Source organism: Nostoc punctiforme PCC 73102 (assembly GCF_000020025.1).
Taxonomy (GTDB): domain Bacteria; phylum Cyanobacteriota; class Cyanobacteriia; order Cyanobacteriales; family Nostocaceae; genus Nostoc; species Nostoc punctiforme.
In genome coordinates, this window is record NC_010628.1 from 5,131,815 (window position 1) to 5,152,407 (window position 20,593).

A 20,593-nucleotide genomic window follows, 5' to 3' on the forward strand; every position below is an offset into this window, starting at 1 on the left:
TTTGCCTATAAACTTACAAAATTAGTACTACCCCCCGTCTTGTCATAAAAGGGGTTCTACTTTAATTATTCCCAGTGGTAGAAAATTATTAACATTGTGATTCCGTATTCAAGGGTTATAAATTGAAACGCGATTATTCCCTTGTAACGGAAAAGCTACTCTAACTTTTACGCCAAACGTAGATTAGGACACTTCTGCAAGAATCCAGATGCCTTATTGTGGGCATCTACATTATGAGTATGTGCTGGCGTAGGTCGAATAATGCCATCAAACAGGTCATCTAATCCGTAGGGAGTGAAAAATTGCCATTGGCCTTGTGTATTTAGTCGAACTCCGACAGCAGTAGCAGTGTGCAGCCACTCTGTGATGGCATCTTCTGTACTAGTGTAAGGTCTGCTACCAAGCCGCCAACGAGCAAAACTGGCTTGATTTTTGACATCAAACTCGTCATGAGGAAATTGTTCTGTGAGAGTCGCCTTTGCTGCTAGTTCTTGAGAACGATTTCCTTCTATATCAAAGAATGCAATATCAAAATCTTTAATACCTAACCCACAGTCATTGCCAAAAATCGAAGACCAAACAGTGTTTCGGACTGCACCACCGGCTAACCACCAGTTAGGTAGATTTAGTTGAGCGATCGCAGGTAATACTGTATCAATAGGTGTATCAGCTAAAATCATCTGTAGACGAGTGTTACTATTCATATCAAACTCCTGGCATTGTCAACTAGAAGGTGAAAATATTATCATTCACATCTCATTAAGCTTACGGTCTTGATACACCTACTATGACACTTATAGAGTTAAGGTTTATTAGGATAATTTCGGTAGTCATAGTATAAACAGAACAAGATTACACAGAAGGTTAAATCGTGAATTGAGAATTTATAATTTTTATTTATGGAAGATTTATTTGCGCGGCTAGAACGCACACTCAATCCTGAACTACCTTCCCTAACAGAGTCACAACAAACACTTCTGCAAGAACTCAGTATTGATGAAAATCAACCCGGTACAATTCTGCGTGATTTTCAAACTCTGATAGATTCATTACAACCGAATGGAGTGGAAGTTAGTAGTGTTAATAATCTTCTACCACTGAAAGTACTATCAGAATTGAATTCTTGCTTAAGTCACCCAATTGAAATTAAACTCAAGCGCCCCGTACAGAAATCATACCCCTACATTAATGGACTATACCTGTTATTACGTAGTTCTGGGATAGCCCAAATTAGATCCCAAGGGAAGAAGCAGATTTTAGTTTTAGACGCAGCAACTTTGCAATCATGGTCAAACCTGAATTTAACAGAACGCTATTTCAATTTATTAGAAGCCTGGTTGATTTGGGGAAATAATGAAATCTTAGGTGAACATCAAGATTCATTTGGGAATTTATTTAGATGTATTCAACTTTGGCCCCGCGTCCCAGATAAAGGTTTAAAATCCCCTAAATATGAACACCAACACGATATTAGTTATTATCCTGGTCTGCATAATTTTGCCCTGTTAGAGTTATTTGGATTGTTATCTATTAAACATGGCAAGCCAACAGAAGGCAAAGGGTGGCGCATTACAAGTTTACAACGCTTGCCTTTTGGAGATGCTATGTTGCAACTACTATTTCCACTAGGTATACGAGGAGAATTACAGGATGAGGTTAATGTAACTTTTGGAAAGTTGCAGTCACATTTTCAACCATTTTTTCCAGAATGGGAGCATAATTTACTGGTTTCCAAGCAAGGCTTTACTGACGGGATTTATATTTTTAAAGTGTCTATTTCTAAAGCTTGGCGACGCATTGCCATACCAGCCAAAAAACCATTAAGCTGGCTAGCAGAGACAATTCTTGATGCTTTTGACTTTGATTACGATCACTTGTACGAGTTTAGTTATAAAGACTATTTTGGTCGCATCATAAAAATCGGTCATGCCTATATGGAAACACCCCCATTTGCCGACCAAGTGCAGATTGGTGATGTGTCTCTAGAACCAGGTGGTAAAATGACCTATCTTTATGATTTTGGTGATAGCTGGAAATTTGATGTGCAGTTAGAAGCAATTAATCCACCTGATAACAAAATCAAAAAACCAAAAATTTTAGAAGTTCACGGAAATGCACCTCAACAGTATTGGAGTGAGGATGATGAATAGGATGAAGAGGATTTAGGGAAGCACAGAGAATTGTGTTCAGAAGTCTTCTGTTTGTGTCTACTAAAACCCGCTTTAAGATTGAGATAGTTTTAGTTACAATAAAGGGCGTTGCTGAATCGAGGTATGAATTTTGGATGTAGAGACGTAAAATTTTACGTCTCTACAAGGATTTTCACTACAAAGCACAATCGTTTTCATACCATAATCAGCAACGTCTAATAAAGTAACAAAAAATGTCAGGAGATAAAACTTGTGATTCCATATACTGGAGGTTGTCAATGTAGACAGATTCGTTATGAAATTCATGCCCAACCTTTAACTCTTTATCTATGCCACTGCAAGGAGTGTCAGAAACAATCGTCTAGTGCTTTTGGTATGTCTCTTACAGTACTACGAGATTCTGTTGTAATTGTTCAGGGAAAACCGAAAGCTTGGACTCGGAAAAATGATAACGGACGTGAAGTAAATAACCTATTCTGTGGCGACTGCGGAACGCGATTGTTTCATGAACGGACTTATAAAACCGATACTATCAATGTCAAAGCTGGAACCTTAGATGATACAAGTTGGTTACAGCCAGTAGGTAATATTTGGACACGCAGTGCCCAGTCATGGGTGATAATTTCAGATCAATTGCTCAACTATGATGGGCAACCAGAGGATACGCAGCCTTTATGGGAAAAATGGAAACAACAACATCCATAAATGCTTCTGATATTAGACATCATAGCTCCTGACACTTAAAACATCTAACTCATGATTTTACTAAAGGAGATAATAATAAATTTTTATTGTTAAAATGCTTTAATGAACATATTAAATTATTTAAAACAGTAATAGTAAACTCAAATTATAAGTTCAGTTTGTGTATCATATATATTTACACTTGTCTGCAAATCATCAATAAAGCTAACATATTATTAATATTTCACATAAAAACTTACTGGACATTTCCAATCAAGTAATTTAAGTGAAATTGGATAAGTAAAAATATTTTGGTTCATTGCCAACACTTTTAACAGTTATTTCTAGACAAGCTTAATGAAAAACGATACACCACAAGAATTAAACCAAGATCAAGAAATTGGGCGCTTAATTGATGAGGTAATGTCTTCATCTCTAACTGATGAACAGTACCGCAAAAAAATGCAGCGACGCAAAGAAGTACAAGACAAGCGCATAGCAGAAGCTGTACCAGAAAAAGGGTTAATTATTGTAAATACTGGTAATGGTAAAGGTAAAACCACTGCGGCTTTGGGGATGGTGTTACGATCGCTAGGTCACGGCTATAAAGTAGCGATCGTCCAATTCATCAAGGGAAGCTGGGAACCTTCAGAAAAAAGGGTTTTCAGCTATTGGGAAGACCAGATAGAATTTCACGCAATGGGCGAAGGCTTCACTTGGGAAACTCAAGACCGCGATCGCGATCTTGACAAAGCTAGTGCCGCCTGGGAAAAATCATTAGAATATATTCGCAACCCAGACTTTCATCTGGTGTTGTTGGACGAAATTAATATCGCCCTCAAAATGGCTTACTTACCATTAGAGGACGTTTTGGCGGGTTTGGCGCAAAAACCAGCTAACAAGCACGTTATTCTCACAGGCAGAGGCGCACCAGCAGGTTTAATTGAGCGTGCTGACCTCGTAACCGAAATGACCTTAATTAAGCACCCTTTCCGCGATCAAGGCGTGAAAGCGCAACCAGGAATTGAGTATTAACTTAACGATTATTTGCACATTTGCAACGTGCGGCGATCGCTAGCTGTGATGGAATTTAATTGATAAAAGTCTTGCAGAGCCACTGAGTAAGGATAACTGCTGAACTCATCTTCACTGACTTTAGGTAGTTGACTGTTTGCAGCTACCTGATTTGACCGAGGAGTACTGGCTTCATTTGACGAACTATTGACCGTCATTGCCAACTCTCCTGACTTGTTGAGCGTACCTTGAAAACAATTAAATTCTGATTGGGGCATATACAATGCACCAGTTATCTTATCCTGCTGCTTTTGAAATATGATGTAACCTTGACCAAGCTGGTTTGATTTTGGCGATTGACCATAGAGATAAACCCCATCCTTGACAGGAAAATTCACTTTTGGTAAACCTTCTGCACCTTTTGTAGCTCCCTGAGAATCTGGAACCAGCGCTGTGGTTGTAGGGAGTGTTTTTCCGCTCTGATGTACAAAAATCCCTCTCTCTCCAGCAGATGCTCTCAACTGACTTCTTTGCTCTCTAACTTTTCTTAACTGCGACAAAAGAGAGTTTTCGGAGGTTTTGGTTTTCTGAACCTGAGCCGATGATAATGAAGAATCTGTAATCGGTACGACTTGAGTCTGCTTGCCTATAAAGCCCAAACCGAGAAGTAAGCCTAAGCCCGCTAGGGAAATTCCCCACTGGCGGGGAGATAAGAACTGATATAGGTTGTTAAGCACCCTACTTCTCCTGTTAAAAAATCAACTAAGTTCTTTAGAACTTACTTAAACTATAACCAAGTCTTAATTGTGAAAGACTTTGTTAACGACTTATATTACTATTGTCCAAAAAAGAAAACTGTCAAAAACTAAAGTTTTTATTTAATCTAGCCCAACAATCTTAGATTACCACCAGTTAGGGGAAGTAGAACGGCGTAAACAATTAAAGGTTTTTAGTGTTCGCGCAGCGTCTCGTTGGCGTTCGCGGAGCGTGTCGCAGACAAGCTTCTCGTAGAGAAGAGAGGGCTTGAGCCTGTAAAATAGGACTAAACCCTTTACTACAAAGCAATTTAATTAACTTTACATTACTTAATATAGTTTGAGTTATTTTTTATCCAATAGATTCATCTCATTTGGTGAAGTTAATCAGAAATTAGATCCTTTCAATCAACATGGGTTTTGTATTACCTTGTTTTTTTACTTTTTAATAAATAAAAATACTGTTAGTATTTTCTCGGATTTGTCGCCGTAGAAATACAGCCTCAGATCAAAATATTTTTCCTGGCTATCAGCATAAAAAAATCGCCCCCTGAATTCAGGAGGCGCATCATGCTCCAGAGACGCGGGATTTCGCGTCTCCATCTTTAACTAGCAACGTATTCTTGGACATTGGCGCGACGGCGACGCAGATGAGCTAAAGCTTGATGCTCTAACTGGCGGACACGTTCTCGGCTGAGATTCAATCTCTCACCCACTTTCGCCAATGACATTTCGTTACCATCTTCTAAACCAAAGCGTAGAGCTAAAACTTCTCGCTGTTGCGGGGTTAGTTCTGCTAGCAGGTTGTTCAAATCTTGGCGTAAGAATTCCTGGTTGGTGTAATACTCTGGTGATGGCCCGCTATCTTCGAGCATTTCTTGCAACTCAGTATCTTGGTTATCGCCAACTTTAACGTCCAAAGACACTGGTTGACGCGCCATATTCAGGTACTCGCGGATCTGAGCAGGTTCTAGTTCCAGTTCTTTGGCAATTTCGGCTGGAGTGGGCGATCGCCCCAAGGTTTGAGCCAACTCACGCTGTACTTTCTTGATTTTGTTCAGTTTTTCGGTAATGTGAATCGGCAACCGGATAGTACGTCCTTGTTGAGCGATCGCGCGGGTAATAGCTTGGCGAATCCACCAGTAAGCGTAAGTCGAAAACTTATAACCCCTCATTGGGTCAAATTTCTCCACACCCCGCTCTAATCCTAGTGTTCCTTCCTGAATTAAATCCAGAAATTCCATATTTCGCTTTTGGTATTTTTTTGCAATAGCAACGACCAAGCGCAAATTCGCTTCGATCATTTTTTGCTTTGCCCGCTTACCTTGAGCTACTGTTTGTTGTACTTCAGTTTCCGATTGTTGAACCACGTCAGCCCACTCTGACATATCCGGTTCGCGGTGCAGTTTCTTCGCCAAAACCTCTTTGGCATCGATGAGCGTCATCATTTGTTGAACCTGCTTCCCATATACAATCTCTTGTTCACGGGTTAGCAGTGGTACACGGCCAATTTCTCGCAGATAGGTTCGCACCATATCAGCCGTGAATCTGGTGTTGAGATTTTCCGTTTGGGTATTGACAGTAGGCATTGGTGCGTTGTCCTCTACTCCGTAAATAAAATGTATGTTTTCTTACTAAAATGGATGGATAAAGGTAGTAAATCTATCATGAAATATTAGGAGCTACTAAAAACAATTCTCAATTGATATAGACGTTTTTAAGACGTTAAGCCCCTAAGATAGGTTCCCCTACTTCCCTAAATTTTCAATCTCTTATTAGCACACTGGTTATTTTTGAGAATTCTTACTTTAGGTAGTTACTGAGAGCAAGGAGTAAATCCGAAGTCGGTATGAGTTCCACTTGGTTTTATATTACGATAAATCAGGCAGATAGTAAAGTATCTTAAGATAAAACTTTCAATTATAATCCAAAATTAGTCGTTTGGAAAAAAATTTAGGCTTCCTTGAAATTACTGACTATATCTATAGTGACCCCAAAAACCCCTCTTCTGTTGCCAAAAAGTAGCCGGATAACCGAACTTAATTTCTTGTGAGGATGGAGGGATGTTACGAATTGGGAATTGGGCATTGGTCGGTAACGGATTAATCTTGATGTAGATTAATCAGTGACTTCCCGTAGGGTAGGACAAATGACCAATGACAAATAACTATTTAAAATCCCAGGTCAGCTTTGGCGAGTTCAGCAGCAGCGAATACTTCCGCGTCAGGTTTTTCTTCCCAGGCTGGCTCACCAATTTCTTCGTAAAAAGTTGCGTCGTAAGGACGGGTACGTACTACTACGGGCATGGGAACGGCATGACCTAAAATTAAAGCTTGTTGCTTAGAGTCTAACTTTGCCAATACCGATCGCAGTCCGCTACCACCAGATACACCCGTAAAAATCGCGTCAATGTCTTTTTCGTCATTAAGTAAAGCGGTAATGCGAGTTCCAATCTGGGACATAACTTCATTATCTATGCCTGATGGACGTTGATCAACTACCAAAAGTGTGACAAAATACTTCCGCAACTCACGGGCAATAGTCCCAAAGATAGTGCTTTGTACGATAGCCGGGTCAAGAAAACGGTGTGCCTCTTCAATGGTAATCATCAACGGCGTGGGGCGATCGCAAGGGTTTTTGCTTTGCAGGAATTTATCTGCTTTTTTGACGTAATGCTCGTGGATACGTCGGGTGATCATGTTCGTCACCAACATATAAGAGAGCATATTAGACTGGGAACCAAATTCTATCACAACATTCTTCCCAGATTCCAGACATTGCACAATTTTACTAATGTAATTCTGGGGGCAGACTGCTCGCATATACTTCAAGCTGTCCATCCGCAAGAGTTTGCGCTGCAATGCCATAATCGAGCCTTTGTGTCCGCGCTTCTCGTCGCAGAACATCTCGATTTCTTCATTAGTCATGTTCAGCAGTTGGACAATCCAAGACTTGCCAAACTCACTATATAGAATATTGGCATTATCTAGGGCTGCGTCAGAGAGTCCTAAATCTCGGCTACATAACTTAATATCTTCAACTTCTATTTGCTCGTAACTCAAATACAGTTCTTGAGCATCACGCACACCCCGACGCTTTGTCGATTCGGGATCGAGTGTATAAACTTCTACCTTACTTGGAAAAAGTTGCTTTAATCCCTTAACTGTATTGACGTTCTTTCCTTCTGCGACGGCTTCCCAGCCATACTCAGAGTGCATATCAAAAATCAAATTTACTGCTGCACTTTTACGGATAACGCCTGCTAAAAGTAGTCGCGTCAGAAAGGATTTACCAGTACCAGATTTCCCAAAAACCCCATTACTCCGTTCCACGAAGCGGTTTAAATCGATACAAACAGGCACATCCATATCCAAAGGTTTCCCAATGGAAAAATTTCGCCTTTGGGGGTCATCTTCCCAACCAAACACGCGGCGAAAATCGTCAACACTGGCTTCGTAAACTTGACTAAAGTGGCTAGGAATAGTTTTAACAGGCAACAATTCCATCGTCGTGCTGGTTTGTGGCACAAAGGAAGCCAAACCCGTTACTGATGGGATGAAGGGATTTGCCGATTTGCCGTTTGTTGGGGAGAAAGATTCTTCCACTTCGGGAGTGAACATCAACATCGGCGCGAGGTTGATAGTACCATAAGTACCACTTCCAGCTAAAACATCTCGTAAAAAAGTGTCTTCCCAACTGGGGGGATTAGCAATAATTCGTGCATTAGCAGCTCCCAATGCTACATCTGTAAGCATACAAAAAAAGCGCGATCGCATCCCTTGCACAACAAGAAACTTACCAACCCGCATATCTTCCACAGAAATGTCAGGATGCAATCGTACTTCTAAACCTTCAGTTAGAGAACCTTGAATAACCGAACCTAATGGCTGTCCCGAATTCATCTAGTTAATTACATGATTGTTGATGCGATATCTTAATAGTCATTCAATTTTAGATTTTAGATTTTAGATTTTTCCTTCAATCCAAAATCCAAAATCGGCAGAGAGACGCGATTAATCGCGTCTGTACAAGAGTTATGGAGTGTGAGGGAATAACTCAATGTCCCATGCCCAATGCCCTAATCAATCTGAATCGAAGTTGGCGCACCCCCTGCGGCTGAGGTGGTACTGATTAATGGTTTACGGAATTGAGCGTAAATGCGATCGCGCCAGGTAAAGAATGGTTCATAATCTATATTCTCTGAAAAGATTGGCAATCCTTTTCCTCTAATAGAAGCTGGTAAATCCAGATAGGGTCCAGGAGGGAACTTGAGTAATATCGATAAGCCAGCCACTGACAAGTCAGCTAAAGTCGGCTCATCTCCAGTTAAATAAGGACTATCTGCCAATAATAACGTTAGAGCTTCCAAGTCTTGTTTTAAAGATGCGATCGCTGACTGGATCACATCTGGACTATAACCTACCCCAAAACCCAACACTGTCAGTAAGTCAGTAGGTACTCCTCCAACCAGACTTTTAAATATATCTGGTGTTGAGGTGGGTAATAAAGACTTGCGGAAATTTTGATCTTGACTTACAGCTGCAAATAGCGCTTTCCTACCTTTGATACCTATAGATTCATCCGCCCATTCTTCTATCAATAAAGTTAAACCCCGTTTTTTGGGATCTTGGGGTATTATGGGGCGATCGGGATACTCTAAGTCTAAATACTTAGCTATTTCCGTAGAATCCGCAATATATTTATTACGATCCTTTAATACTGGGACTTGTTTCTGACCAGTCAGCCGGAACAGTTCTACTTGTCCAATCCCAGGCGTAACTTCTATTTTGCGGTAATCTAGTCCTTTAAAATCTAGAATTAGGCGCACTTTTTCTGAGTATTGAGATAGTTCCCATTGGTATAATTCCAGCATATCGTATACTTAATAACTGGTCAACTTCTTAAACTTTACAATTGTATCTTTAGTTAAAGTAATTTTTCTTTACATTTAGTTGCTTTTGTTGCTTTTTGTCCGATCTAACTGGAATTATGATTGAACTCATGTCTAGTTTTTGGCAAAATCATCAATTTCAAAATTATTATTTTCCGATTCAAATATAAAATAATTAAATAATTTATTTCGGGATACATAAATAAACTTAACCGCTCAGTTGCAAATATTCAGCAGTTGATTTAATTTCCCTCACTGTTAAACTAAATTATCTGTGGTTTGGCTGAATAATTAATGCTTAATTCAGATATATAGCCTTGCCCTATATGGGATTCAGTATTTTTTAAACTTGTAAAGTTACGTACAAATTTATATATAGATTGGCTTTTTAGTACAGTTTTTTTCACAGTTTATTGTGACCGAAACCTTGGATATGTAAAACTTTCACACTCTTTTAGAGTTGAGGCTACACCAAGTGAGGTTTTTTAACTCTTTATCAGCGTGACAGAGAAAATATACTCATTACATAAAATATGTGATAGATATATTTCATACCGATCAGCTTGATCCGAGGTTATATATTTTACTTTGCTAGCAAAAAGTCTTCTGAGGAAAAATTTTACTTCCCTCTTTGGTTAGATTTTGTGCATAGCAAAATGTTATAAATCTTTATGTAATGTATGGACAAAAAGACAAACAAAATTTATGAAGACAAATAACAGCAAATTTCTGACCACGTTGGCAGGCATAGCAGGATTCACTAGTTTAAGCCTTCTCATTACTTTACCATCTGAAGCCAAAGAGGTATTAAATCCTAACCCCAGTATTTTCAACGAAGCCCCCTATAACAAGGGTCAACGCCTTCAAGTAAACGCTCAATACACACCTACTGAGGCTGCTTCCGAAACACAAAAGGGCAATACCAAGCGCAAACAAGTAGCGCAGAAAGGTAGTGTAACAAATCCCAGACCCAGTATTTTCAACGAGCCTCCTTATAACCGTGGTGGTAGCGCTACACCTATTGAACCAAAACCCGCCACACCAGGTACTACCCCGGGAACTCAACCCGGAGAGAAACCTACTACAACTCCACCAGGCCCAGGGGCAAGTGACAATCAAGGCAAAAACCTATTAGCGTTGGCAGAGTCAAACGCTTCTTTTACAACCTTAACCAAGGCTTTGAAAGCAGCAGGGTTGACTGGAGCTTTGCAAGGCAAAGATAACTTAACTATTTTTGCACCCACTGATGCCGCTTTTGCTAAGTTGCCAGCAGATGCTTTGCAAGAATTGTTAAACCCAGCTAACAAGGAAGTATTGCTCAAGATTTTAACTTACCATGTAGTACCTGGTAAGGTGTTGTCCACTGATTTAAAATCTGGTGAAGTTAAAAGCCTTGAAGGTGGCGCAATCAACGTTAAGGTTGATCCTTCCACTGGTGTAACTGTCAATGATGCTAAGGTTACACAACCAGATATCACAGCCAGTAACGGTGTGATCCACGCAATCGATCAGGTAATTTTGCCTCCTGACTTGTAGCTTGTAGGTATTAGTACAATCAGTAACAGAATTAGGTAAGAATAAAGTATTAATACATAAACATTCCGTTCAATGTTAATTTTGGACGGTTTTTTGTATTGTAATAACGGTGAGCTAAATTGGCAACTCCACCTAATGGTTTTGCTTTTGGTTTGCAATCAGCTTTTGGTCTTGATCTTGCATTTCTAAAAGTTCAGGGATAGTAACAAAGCTATAGCCCTGTTTCCGAAAGTTGGCAATAATTTCTGGTAAAGCTTGTACAGTTTTAGAGCGATTACCACCACCATCATGCATCAACACAATGCCACCTGGCTTGGCTCTTCTGAACACATTATTAATTAACTTTGGTACAGCAGGACGTGAGTAATCTACAGAGTCAGATGACCAAAGGATAATGGCATATTTGCTATTTTTAGCGTAATCAGCCACTCCATTGTGCATGATTCCCCCTGGTGGTCGAAATAGATTCGTTTTAATCCCTGTCACTTGATAAATCTGGTCTGCTGTGTGGTCAATTTCATAAGCGGCTGCTTGTGGATTCAAAAATTGATACCAATGGTGCCAAGTATGATTACCAATTACGTGACCTTCAGCAATTTCTCGCTTCAGTAAGCCTGGATAATTTTTTACATTCTGCCCAATGACAAAAAATGTCCCTTTGATTTGATTTTGTTTGAGAATATCTAGTACCTGGGCGGTACTTTCAGGCCATGGCCCATCATCAAAGGTGAGAGCAATTACTTTCTGTTGGGGAGTAAGTTTTGCCGCACCAACTATTGCTCCTTGAAAGCTTGGTGGCACACCATAGGAAAGGCCCTTTATTTGTGCTTGTTGCTGCCAAATTTTAAGCATCGTTGCTTTTAATTCTTCAATCTGCTGTTGGGCCCCAACTTTGGCTGGTAGATTGTTTACATTTATATTTTCTGTACTTTGGGCCTCAGATGATCTTGACTTGATAAACATCATCGTGGTGGTACTCAAGACAAGCAACGCTATTAATATTTTTTGTACACCAAAAAATGACTTATTGTCCTCCACTTCATAGCTCCTTCAAGGGTAGAACCATTTTTTTCACAATATTTCTGGTAGTTTTTACACTCTTATAAGCATTGTCATGCAAACTACAGCATGATTATTAATATCTTTTAAAGTTAGCTCTAACCCTGACTCCGAAAAAATGCCTTACTCTACGGATATCTAAATATCTATAAACAAAACCCTCACCAGCCAGGTGAGAGCCTTCTTGTGCCTTAGTTTTCGTAGACTACGAGATATGGGGGGAATTTAGATAACTATAAAAGGCAATTAATTTTACCTTGTTAACATGAATATACTTAATATAATTTAAATATTGCATATCGCATTGACGAAGCCATTGCGAAATTATGACAAAGGTGTGACCTTATTTGAGTGATAACGTTACAGTACAGACACGTTAACAAATTTCTTTGATCCCCTACTACACAAGATGGATCAACAGCATTGGCTTGCTGAAGGTTCTGCAAATAAGGCTTTAGATTCAGCACTGTTGAATGCTGAGTGAGTAAGAGAGCAAAACGCGGGTATCAAAGTAAGGATTCATTTTTGTGGGGTGGGCAAGATTATCTACCCCGCAAAATGGTAGACAATATCCCCACCCACAAGAGGTAACTGGATACTTTTTTATTTGGGAATCCCTTAACAACTTACAGACTAGACATTACATCCCGTGCTATTGCTAAAGTTTGATCAATGTCTTCTTCAGTGTGAGCAAAAGACGTAAACCCAGCTTCAAATTGAGAAGGTGCTAGGTAAACACCACGTTCTAACATACCCCGATGGAAGCGTCCGAATTTGGCTGTATCAGACTTTTTCGCATCTTCGTAGTTATGAACTGGGCCAGAGGTAAAGAATAAACCAAACATCGCGCTGATTTGACCGCCGCAAGCTGTATGACCAGTTTCTTTAGCAATTTGCAGCAAACCATCTGCTAGCTTTTTAGTGATCCGCTCAAGATAATCGTAAGTACCTGGTTTTTGCAGCAATTCTAAAGTCTTAATACCAGCAGTCATCGCCAAGGGATTACCAGAAAGAGTTCCAGCTTGATATACGGGGCCAGCAGGGGCAACCATTGACATAATATCTCGGCGACCGCCATAAGCTCCTACTGGCAAACCACCACCAATAACTTTGCCCAAGGTTGTTAAATCGGGGGTAACGCCAAATTTTTCTTGAGCGCCACCGTAAGCAATGCGGAAGCCTGTCATCACTTCGTCAAATACCAATAAGGCTCCATACTCGTGAGTGAGTTCCCGTAATCCTTCTAAGAAACCTGCGTCGGGTGCAATAAATCCAGCATTACCAACAACTGGTTCAAGAATAACGCCAGCAATCTCGTCGCGGTTTTCTTCAAACAAGGCTTTGACAGATTCTAGGTCATTGTAAGGTGCGGTTAGAGTAGTGCTAGTTGCCGCTTTCGGAACTCCTGGTGAGTCTGGTAAGCCAAGTGTGGCAACACCAGAACCTGCCTTCACGAGAAAGGTATCGGCGTGTCCGTGGTAACAGCCTTCAAACTTGATGATTTTGTCTCGGTTGGTGAAAGCCCGCATCAGCCGCAAAACTCCCATACAGGCTTCAGTTCCAGAGTTAACAAATCTGACCATTTCGATGCTGGGAACGGCATCAATGACCATTTCTGCCAAAACATTTTCTAGGGTTGAAGGAGCGCCGAAACTGGTGCCTTTTTCTAAAGCTTCATGCAACGCTGCAATGACTTCTGGATGAGCATGACCGCAAATAGCTGGGCCCCAAGTACCTACATAGTCTATATATTGGTTGCCATCTACATCCCAAATATATGCGCCTTTAACACGATCAAAAACGATGGGTTGTCCACCTACAGATTTAAAGGCACGAACTGGAGAACTGACTCCTCCGGGCATGAGGTTTTGAGCAGCGGCGAAGACCTCTTGTGATTTTGTTGTTTTAATTGTGGTATTTACCAAGGTTCTCTCCTAACAGTGGACAATAAAAAGCTCTATCTCAGGATAGGGTTAAAAATTGCTTAGAATTTCTATCCTATAGAATTAACTGAACCAAAAAAATAACAATATGTTATACAAGTCCAACAAAGACTTGCCTCTAGATATTCAAACTCGATTATCTGAAGCATACCAGGATCTTTACCGAGCAGCTTTTAACTCGGCCATCCATTGGTATGGTGAGGCATCAAAAGCTCATAAAGTTGCTTTAAGTGCTGTAAAAATGCAGTCTGCAATGGAACACAATGCTCTTGTTTAGAGCTAGATAAGATAGTTAAATTCAAAAAAACATACCAGTTGCTCTATTCAGAATGGTATCGTAAATCATAAGTTATTCTCATTAGAGCAAACTAGCTGGTATGTCTTCTAACGATTTGCGATCGCTACATTACGCCATCCCTGTTGAAAAAATTCGCTACGATGAACGGGGTTTAGTGCCTGCAATTGTCCAAGATTATTTGGATGGTACTGTCCTAATGATGGCGTGGATGAATCAGGAGTCGTTACAAAAAACTTTAGAAACTGAAGAAACTTGGTTTTGGAGCCGTTCCCGGCAAGAATTATGGCACAAGGGTGCGACTTCTGGACATATTCAAAAAGTGCAAAGTATTCGTTATGACTGTGATAGTGATGCCTTGCTCATAGGTGTAGAGCAATTAGGAGACATTGCTTGCCATACTGGAGAACGCAGTTGCTTTCACCAAATAGAAGGGAATATTGTTTCACCACCAGGGGATGCGTTGTCGCAATTATTTCAAATAATATGCGATCGCCGCGACAATCCTACTGAAAGTTCTTATACCTGTAAGTTATTCGCAGGTGGCGATAACAAAATTTTGAAAAAGATCGGTGAGGAAACCGCCGAGGTGGTAATGGCTTTTAAGGATGATGAAGCAGATGCGATCGCAGGTGAAGTGGCTGATTTGCTATATCATACCTTGGTTGCCTTAGCTCATCATCAAGTTGATTTGAAATCTGTGTATCGTAAGTTGCAAGAACGTCGTCAATAGAGTCGGTTCTACTCAGGCAAAATCCGATTGAGATACTGTAAAATCACCACCACAATCAGCACACTCAAGGGGAATCCTAGCCAGAAAGTATTGGTAATAATTGGCGGTTGATCTAATGCCCATCCACCCAAAGGATGACCAATAAAAGACCCAATAGCCCAGCACACGGCATTGACGGAGAAATAAACGCCACGTTGATTTTCCGGGGCTAACTCAGTCACTAAAGAGGCGGCAGATGGAGTATAAGAAACAATTGCAACTGCAAATACTCCCAATGCCAATGCTACCCAAGCTAAATTATAAGATGGGGCAGTACCGCTTACCCAAATGAGTCCAAAACCAACTCCCCAAAGAATGGCGGAAACAGTGAGTGCCAGTGTGTGAGAACAACGCTTCAAGAAACTGGTGACAGGCAACTGAAAAATGATAGCTAGCACCAGATGCCAAGCAAATAGAACGCTAATAGTAGTTTGAGCAAATCCTTCGGTAGTACTTTTGACAACAAAGTTTTTCAAGTAAAGTGGAAGGGTGCTATGGATTTGAGAAATATAGATTGTAAAGAATATATTAACTGCGATGTAGACCAGGAAACGGCGATGTCTGGCGACAAGCTGCTTCGCATCTACGCTTAATACTGCCATCCAAGAAGCAAAATGTGCCGTCTTTTCAGATTCCCCCATTTGCTGTTGTTCGGTTTTACTAATTCCCACATAGACAACCCCAAAAAACATCAGAAAAGAGATGGCATCAATGACAAATAGCCATCGATAACTCCCAATTACCGCTATTAAAAACCCAGCAAGCGCAATTCCGATCGCTAACCCAAGATTATCAGCCAGTCGTGCGATCGCAAAAGTTTCGCGGCGATTGTCAATCTGGCTAGCGTCAGCAACAACAGCTTCAGCCGCCGGCCAATAGAAACCTATACCTAAACCGCTAATCAAGCTACCAATTACCAAAATAGTAAAATCATTGGTTGCAGCTAAAACCAAAGAAGCAATTGCTGAAATCGCCGTCGCTAGCAACAAAGTGCGGCGACGGCCCCAGTGTTCAGAATCAGCCAAAGAACCACCTACAATCCTCCCTACAATGCCGGAAATCGAGGCGCTACCCAAGGCTACCCCAACACTGGTTGCAGATAAACCAACTTCATTCACAAAAAAGATGGGGGCGTAAAACAGGGTACAGCCAGTTCCAACTTCCGAGAGAAATCTACCTATTGCAAAAATCCAGACTTGAGGATGTATTGAGGGCAGCCACGATGATAGCTGAGATTGAGAAGCTAATTTCATGAGTTTAGATGTCATAGTTTGGTGACATTTTTGTAATTCTTATCATTGGCTGCTATTTTTCTCACTCATTCCACAGGGTTTCCACAGGGATTTTAGCAGTTTTCCACAGGTTCGCTACGAACTAATGGGCTTCTTACCCTCTGACTGGGGATTGTTAATTAACAGTGGCGAATAACTTCAAGGACTGAGTTTTTATAAAGTAAAGTAACAAATAATAGGCATTTGAGCCTATTATTTCGTTTGTATTTATTTTTTATACAATCGTTTTTAACATTTCGCAGCATTGACAAACCCACCCCCTCTTGGCGCACAATGATTCGGCTTGCTTTTGTAATTCGTTCAACCGTTGGCATCAAATGTGTAAAATATATTACCTGAGATGCGGGCGTAGATTGTCGGGCTGGCAAAAGAGTGGTGAGGAAGCCATAAGCCGCTTCACCGCAAGCAACTTGTCCCTCTTGATTATCCTCATAGGAGGAAAATCTCATGAAATCAACGGTTAGCATCTTTACAGAAATTCCCGAAACACTCCACGAATCCTTAAAAAACTACTTAGAAACCCATCCTGATTGGGATGAAAATAGGGTATTGACGGCGGCACTATCATTGTTTTTACTCCAAAATGGGGATAGCGATCGCCGGGCTGCCCGAGTTTATCTGGAAACTTTATTCCACCACTCCTCAGTAGAAACGCCCAGCATCGATTCACCCGCAACAGCTAATCTATTAGATACCCCATAGGTACGGGCATTATTCTCGCTCATACTCTAAATGTGGGCACGGCAAACCGTGCCCCATAAATGGGATTTGATCTAATAGCGATTAAGCATATCGGGGCAATATTACAAAAGGATCAGTAGATTCTGCTCTATAACTTGCTCAAAACTATACGCAGCAAGGGCAACTTATGAATTGCTCCTACTGCGTATACGTATTTTTACATTAGTATCAACTTAGAGCCTGGGCAAGAAAAAACAAGGGGCTTAAGCTCCTTGTTTTGAAACCTGCAAAGGCAGGTAAAGTCCCGTGTAGATGCGGTTTCTACAGCGCCGATTTCAGGTTAAATTGACAAGCTATGCGCCCCTAAAAACTTTACCTAAGCACATATCTGCCAAAACAGTCAGATCCAAAGAAATATTTTCCAGCGGACTTTCTTTACTGTCCACTGTCTGAAACGGATAAACCGATATTTCAAATAACTGTCTGGTCAGTATTTGAGCAATATCTATGTATGTTTGATTGTCTAAATTTGTCTTTTACTAAAGCTAAAGAAATTCACTAATAACTACCCCAAGAGTCAACAGTCAAGAGTTAAAAAACTCTAGACTATAGACTCAGGACTTGGCTTCCAAATGTTGGGGGTGAGCAGGAGATTCAAACTTATACCCTACGCCACGTACAGTTTGAATTAATGCTGGCTGACTAGCATCAATTTCAATCTTCTTGCGAATTTGACCAATATGTACATCTACAACCCGTTGGTCGCCGACATATTCATAGTCCCACACCTCTTGGATTAGTTCTGCCCGTCGCCAAACTCGACCTGGATGACTCGCTAAAAAATGCAACAAGTCAAATTCCAGCGCAGTTAAGGGTACTGCTTGGTTATTAAGTGCTACCTCCCGTCGCACCGGATCAATCATCAGTTTTTCAAATACCAAGCGTTTCTGCTCGGCAGTAGTTATCACTCGCTGCCGTCTCAAAATCGCTCCGACTCTGACTTCTAGCTCTCCCAACCCAAAAGGCTTGGTGAGATAGTCGTCAGCACCTTTGGCAAAGCCGCGAATTTTGTCAGCTTCGTCAGCACGGCTAGTCAACATCAGAACAAAAACACCATTACGACTTTGCATCTCTTGGCAAAGGTTAAACCCCGTTACATCTGGTAGATTCACGTCTAGAATCACCAAATCAGGGTTAAATTGCTCAAATAGAGCTAAGGCTGTCTTTCCATCTTCGGCAGCCTCCACCTGATAGTTCTGTTTAATCAAAAAGCGTTGGATTAAATTCCGAACCGCAGGATCGTCGTCAACTACAAGAATCTTGGCAGGAGCCATGACCATTACTTTGCACAAAAATTCGTAAGATTAACAAGAGGGTTGCGTAAAAACGCAGTTACCACTTTGGGACTAACTAAGAATCTACATGGCTACGGTATGGGAATCCCGATCGTTCACAAATAAATACTGTAATCAGAAATGTGGGCGATGAAAACGCGAAACTTCTTTTAGCCACAGTAGATAGGCGCTCTGACTTTAGCCGTAATAGTTCTAGTTAGATGGCAACTTAAAACGTTTCAATTTTAAATCGATATGCGGATATATACCACAAGCGATTATTCAGTATAATTAAAAAAATTTTATTAGGGCACAGTAATTTTGCCAAATTGAAAGCAGTAAAGTTGATTTTTTCATAAAAACTCTGGATTTTAGGTACTCTCCGTTCAAATTCTAGATTAAAGCCAGAATTAAGCAACGACATGAGGGTATACACGGAGTTATAGCGATATGTTAAAGTGACTATAGTTGAAATTACAAAGTCAATCAAACTAACCCGTGCTACTATCCTGGTAGGGCATAAAAGTAGGTCGAGACTTTAGTTTCGATTAAAACAAAACCTAAAACTGTTTTTTATTCGACAAAAGACTGCCGCTGACTGAGGCTGAAGTAACAAACTCCCATGAGCGATCAAAATCCCTACGAAAAACTTGGGGTATCAGAAGAGGCTAGCTTCGATGAAATTCAGGATGCTCGTAATCGCCTATTCGAGCAACATAGTGGCGATGCAAAGCATTTAGAAGTAATTGAAGCGGCTTACGATGCGATTTTAATGGATCGCTTACGGATGCGCCAGGAAGGTAAAATTAAAGTTCCTGAGCGCATCCGGTTTCCAGAGTTGCGAGTGCAATCACCTCCTAAAGAAAGTCCAACACCTCGTGATCAGTCACCTGCATGGCTGCAACGGATGCTGGATCAGCCAACACCTGCGGATATACTTTTACCAGGAGCTTGGTTTCTTGGTTTGAGTTCTATCAGCTTGTTTTATCCAGAGGGAGGCGAGCAGGTTTTGCAGTTAGCATTGGTGGTTGGGGTAGGCACCAGTATTTACTTCCTCAATCGCAAGGAAGGCAAATTTGGCCGAGCAGTTTTGTTTACCCTGATAAGTTTAATCATTGGCTTAATCGCTGGGGGACTAGTTGCTAGCTGGCTCTTACCACAAATATCATCATTCACCAATCTGGGAACGAATCAATTCTCTACTGTCGTAACGTTTATATTGTTGTGGTTGGTTAGTAGTTTTCTACGGTAAACCACTAGCTTGTAGGCAAGTTTCTATAAAGAATACATGGTTTATGTGTGTTCTTCTCAAAGATATAGAGTTAGGAGTCAGAATATGTATTCTGACTCCTGCTTTAATTTGTACGATTAATTCAATCTGTTAGAGCTACAGAGGCTTTCTAGACAAGGTGTTTAGGTTTTAAGACTAAATCTACAGCAGTGCTGAAATCTTTAACGATTAAGTCGGGGTGGTAAAGTTCCAATTGGGTGCGATCGCGGATACCAGATTCCACAGCCATCACCTTAATATCATAATTTTTAGCTGCGGTGATATCGGCTTCCGTATCTCCCACCATCCAGGTATCAGCAGCCGGGGGCAGTTCTTTTAATGCCCTAGCCATTAACAAGGGCTTATCTTCAATATCACGAGTTTTAACGTAGTCGTTACTCAAGCAATAACAACGATTTTCTGGGAAAAATCTCCCTAAATCGTATTTTTTAAAAGCATAATCTAGTTCTCGAACTCGGCGCATCGTCATAACTGCCAAATCAATTCCCGCTTCTTGAATTTTTAACAGTGCATCCACAGCACCAGGCGCGAGAGTGTCATAGTTGAAATAAGCTTCTGTATGCACAGTTTGCCGCCGCAACTGGGCAAATTCTTGGGCTTGGGCTTCGTCTAACCCTGAATTGAAGGCAATTTGTTTTTCGGGAACGCGCGATCGCTTTAACTGCCAAAATTCCGCTTTCGGAAGTTCTTGCACTACTTGATCTGGGCGACGAGTTTTCTCTAAGCAGAATTGATAAACACGGTAGTACCGTTCGGAAACATCAATAATTGGGCCGTCGAAGTCAGTAATAAGTCTTAGCATCGGCGGAAAAAGTTAATTTTTATTAAAATTATCTCAGATGTATGGCTATTTTTTGAGGGTATCAAGTCTAGCTGAATTTCAATTGATATTTTGT

At 40.8% G+C, this 20,593-nt stretch carries 18 protein-coding genes and 1 pseudogene; 8 read left to right on the top strand and 11 right to left on the bottom strand.

What is annotated here, in order from left to right:
- Nucleotides 1-167: 167 nt before the first annotated feature.
- Nucleotides 168-704 carry a nucleotidyltransferase family protein gene (locus NPUN_RS20620; RefSeq protein WP_012410431.1) on the bottom strand — a complete coding sequence of 179 codons (537 nt, stop codon included), beginning with the start codon at nt 702-704 and terminating at the stop codon, nt 168-170.
- A gap of 195 nt (nt 705-899) precedes the next feature.
- Between NPUN_RS20620 and NPUN_RS20625 the strand changes: the two genes are divergently transcribed.
- From NPUN_RS20625 to cobO, 3 genes are all read left to right on the top strand, one after another.
- Complete coding sequence (locus NPUN_RS20625) at nt 900-2,150, top strand: plasmid pRiA4b ORF-3 family protein (RefSeq protein WP_012410432.1); 1,251 nt, start codon at nt 900-902, stop codon at nt 2,148-2,150.
- A 252-nt stretch (nt 2,151-2,402) separates the two neighbouring features.
- On the top strand, nt 2,403-2,855 hold the full coding sequence (locus tag NPUN_RS20630; RefSeq protein ID WP_012410433.1) for a GFA family protein: 453 nt from the start codon (nt 2,403-2,405) through the stop codon (nt 2,853-2,855).
- Between the two features lie 336 nt (nt 2,856-3,191).
- Nucleotides 3,192-3,869, top strand: coding sequence for a cob(I)yrinic acid a,c-diamide adenosyltransferase (gene cobO / locus NPUN_RS20635; RefSeq protein ID WP_012410434.1), 678 nt, complete (start codon nt 3,192-3,194; stop codon nt 3,867-3,869).
- A gap of 8 nt (nt 3,870-3,877) precedes the next feature.
- Here cobO and NPUN_RS20640 read toward each other — a convergent pair whose 3' ends face one another.
- The 4 genes from NPUN_RS20640 to NPUN_RS20655 all read right to left on the bottom strand — a co-directional run bounded on the left by NPUN_RS20640 (nt 3,878) and on the right by NPUN_RS20655 (nt 9,476).
- Nucleotides 3,878-4,585 carry a hypothetical protein gene (locus NPUN_RS20640; RefSeq protein ID WP_012410435.1) on the bottom strand — a complete coding sequence of 236 codons (708 nt, stop codon included), beginning with the start codon at nt 4,583-4,585 and terminating at the stop codon, nt 3,878-3,880.
- Between the two features lie 623 nt (nt 4,586-5,208).
- Nucleotides 5,209-6,192: an RNA polymerase sigma factor, RpoD/SigA family gene (locus NPUN_RS20645; RefSeq protein ID WP_012410436.1), complete on the bottom strand. Its 984-nt coding sequence runs from the start codon at nt 6,190-6,192 to the stop codon at nt 5,209-5,211.
- Nucleotides 6,193-6,774: 582 nt separating this feature from the next.
- Nucleotides 6,775-8,505, bottom strand: coding sequence for a helicase HerA domain-containing protein (locus NPUN_RS20650; RefSeq protein WP_012410437.1), 1,731 nt, complete (start codon nt 8,503-8,505; stop codon nt 6,775-6,777).
- A 176-nt stretch (nt 8,506-8,681) separates the two neighbouring features.
- On the bottom strand, nt 8,682-9,476 hold the full coding sequence (locus tag NPUN_RS20655; protein WP_012410438.1) for a glutathione S-transferase family protein: 795 nt from the start codon (nt 9,474-9,476) through the stop codon (nt 8,682-8,684).
- A gap of 723 nt (nt 9,477-10,199) precedes the next feature.
- On the opposite strand from NPUN_RS20655, the gene NPUN_RS20660 reads away from it, so the two are divergent.
- Nucleotides 10,200-11,030 carry a fasciclin domain-containing protein gene (locus tag NPUN_RS20660; protein WP_012410439.1) on the top strand — a complete coding sequence of 277 codons (831 nt, stop codon included), beginning with the start codon at nt 10,200-10,202 and terminating at the stop codon, nt 11,028-11,030.
- Between the two features lie 132 nt (nt 11,031-11,162).
- Here NPUN_RS20660 and NPUN_RS20665 read toward each other — a convergent pair whose 3' ends face one another.
- Together NPUN_RS20665 and hemL are read right to left on the bottom strand one after the other, a co-directional pair.
- Nucleotides 11,163-12,068, bottom strand: a complete 906-nt coding sequence (locus tag NPUN_RS20665) for a polysaccharide deacetylase family protein (RefSeq protein WP_041565533.1) — start codon at nt 12,066-12,068, stop codon at nt 11,163-11,165.
- Between the two features lie 647 nt (nt 12,069-12,715).
- A complete protein-coding gene (gene hemL, locus NPUN_RS20670) occupies nt 12,716-14,014 on the bottom strand; it encodes a glutamate-1-semialdehyde 2,1-aminomutase (RefSeq protein WP_012410441.1) in 1,299 nt (432 codons plus the stop codon).
- A gap of 106 nt (nt 14,015-14,120) precedes the next feature.
- Here hemL and NPUN_RS20675 point away from each other — a divergent pair, with 106 nt between their 5' ends.
- Together NPUN_RS20675 and hisIE are read left to right on the top strand one after the other, a co-directional pair.
- The gene (locus NPUN_RS20675; protein ID WP_012410442.1) at nt 14,121-14,309 is read left to right on the top strand and encodes a ChaB family protein; all 189 of its coding nucleotides are present in this window, start codon (nt 14,121-14,123) and stop codon (nt 14,307-14,309) included.
- A gap of 100 nt (nt 14,310-14,409) precedes the next feature.
- A complete protein-coding gene (gene hisIE, locus NPUN_RS20680; protein ID WP_012410443.1) occupies nt 14,410-15,060 on the top strand; it encodes a bifunctional phosphoribosyl-AMP cyclohydrolase/phosphoribosyl-ATP diphosphatase HisIE in 651 nt (216 codons plus the stop codon).
- Between the two features lie 8 nt (nt 15,061-15,068).
- Here the strand turns inward: hisIE and NPUN_RS20685 are convergent, their stop codons facing one another.
- Together NPUN_RS20685 and NPUN_RS20690 are read right to left on the bottom strand one after the other, a co-directional pair.
- Entirely contained in the window at nt 15,069-16,367 is a 1,299-nt protein-coding gene (locus NPUN_RS20685) for an MFS transporter (protein WP_012410444.1), read from the bottom strand.
- Between the two features lie 143 nt (nt 16,368-16,510).
- The gene (locus NPUN_RS20690; protein ID WP_041565534.1) at nt 16,511-16,840 is read right to left on the bottom strand and encodes a hypothetical protein; all 330 of its coding nucleotides are present in this window, start codon (nt 16,838-16,840) and stop codon (nt 16,511-16,513) included.
- Between NPUN_RS20690 and NPUN_RS20695 the strand changes: the two are divergent.
- Nucleotides 16,839-17,030, top strand: a pseudogene (locus NPUN_RS20695) (DUF2811 domain-containing protein); the annotation flags it as partial. The gene NPUN_RS20690 and the pseudogene NPUN_RS20695 sit on opposite strands and share 2 nt — an antisense overlap.
- A 656-nt stretch (nt 17,031-17,686) precedes the next feature.
- Here NPUN_RS20695 and NPUN_RS20700 read toward each other — a convergent pair.
- A complete protein-coding gene (locus tag NPUN_RS20700; RefSeq protein ID WP_041565535.1) occupies nt 17,687-18,406 on the bottom strand; it encodes a response regulator transcription factor in 720 nt (239 codons plus the stop codon).
- Nucleotides 18,407-19,028: 622 nt separating this feature from the next.
- On the opposite strand from NPUN_RS20700, the gene NPUN_RS20705 reads away from it, so the two are divergent.
- Nucleotides 19,029-19,658 (top strand): CPP1-like family protein, encoded by a 630-nt coding sequence (locus tag NPUN_RS20705; RefSeq protein WP_012410447.1) that lies wholly within the window; start codon nt 19,029-19,031, stop codon nt 19,656-19,658.
- Nucleotides 19,659-19,806: 148 nt separating this feature from the next.
- Here the strand turns inward: NPUN_RS20705 and NPUN_RS20710 are convergent, their stop codons facing one another.
- Nucleotides 19,807-20,499, bottom strand: coding sequence for an HAD family hydrolase (locus tag NPUN_RS20710; protein ID WP_012410448.1), 693 nt, complete (start codon nt 20,497-20,499; stop codon nt 19,807-19,809).
- Between the last annotated feature and the right edge of the window lie 94 nt (nt 20,500-20,593).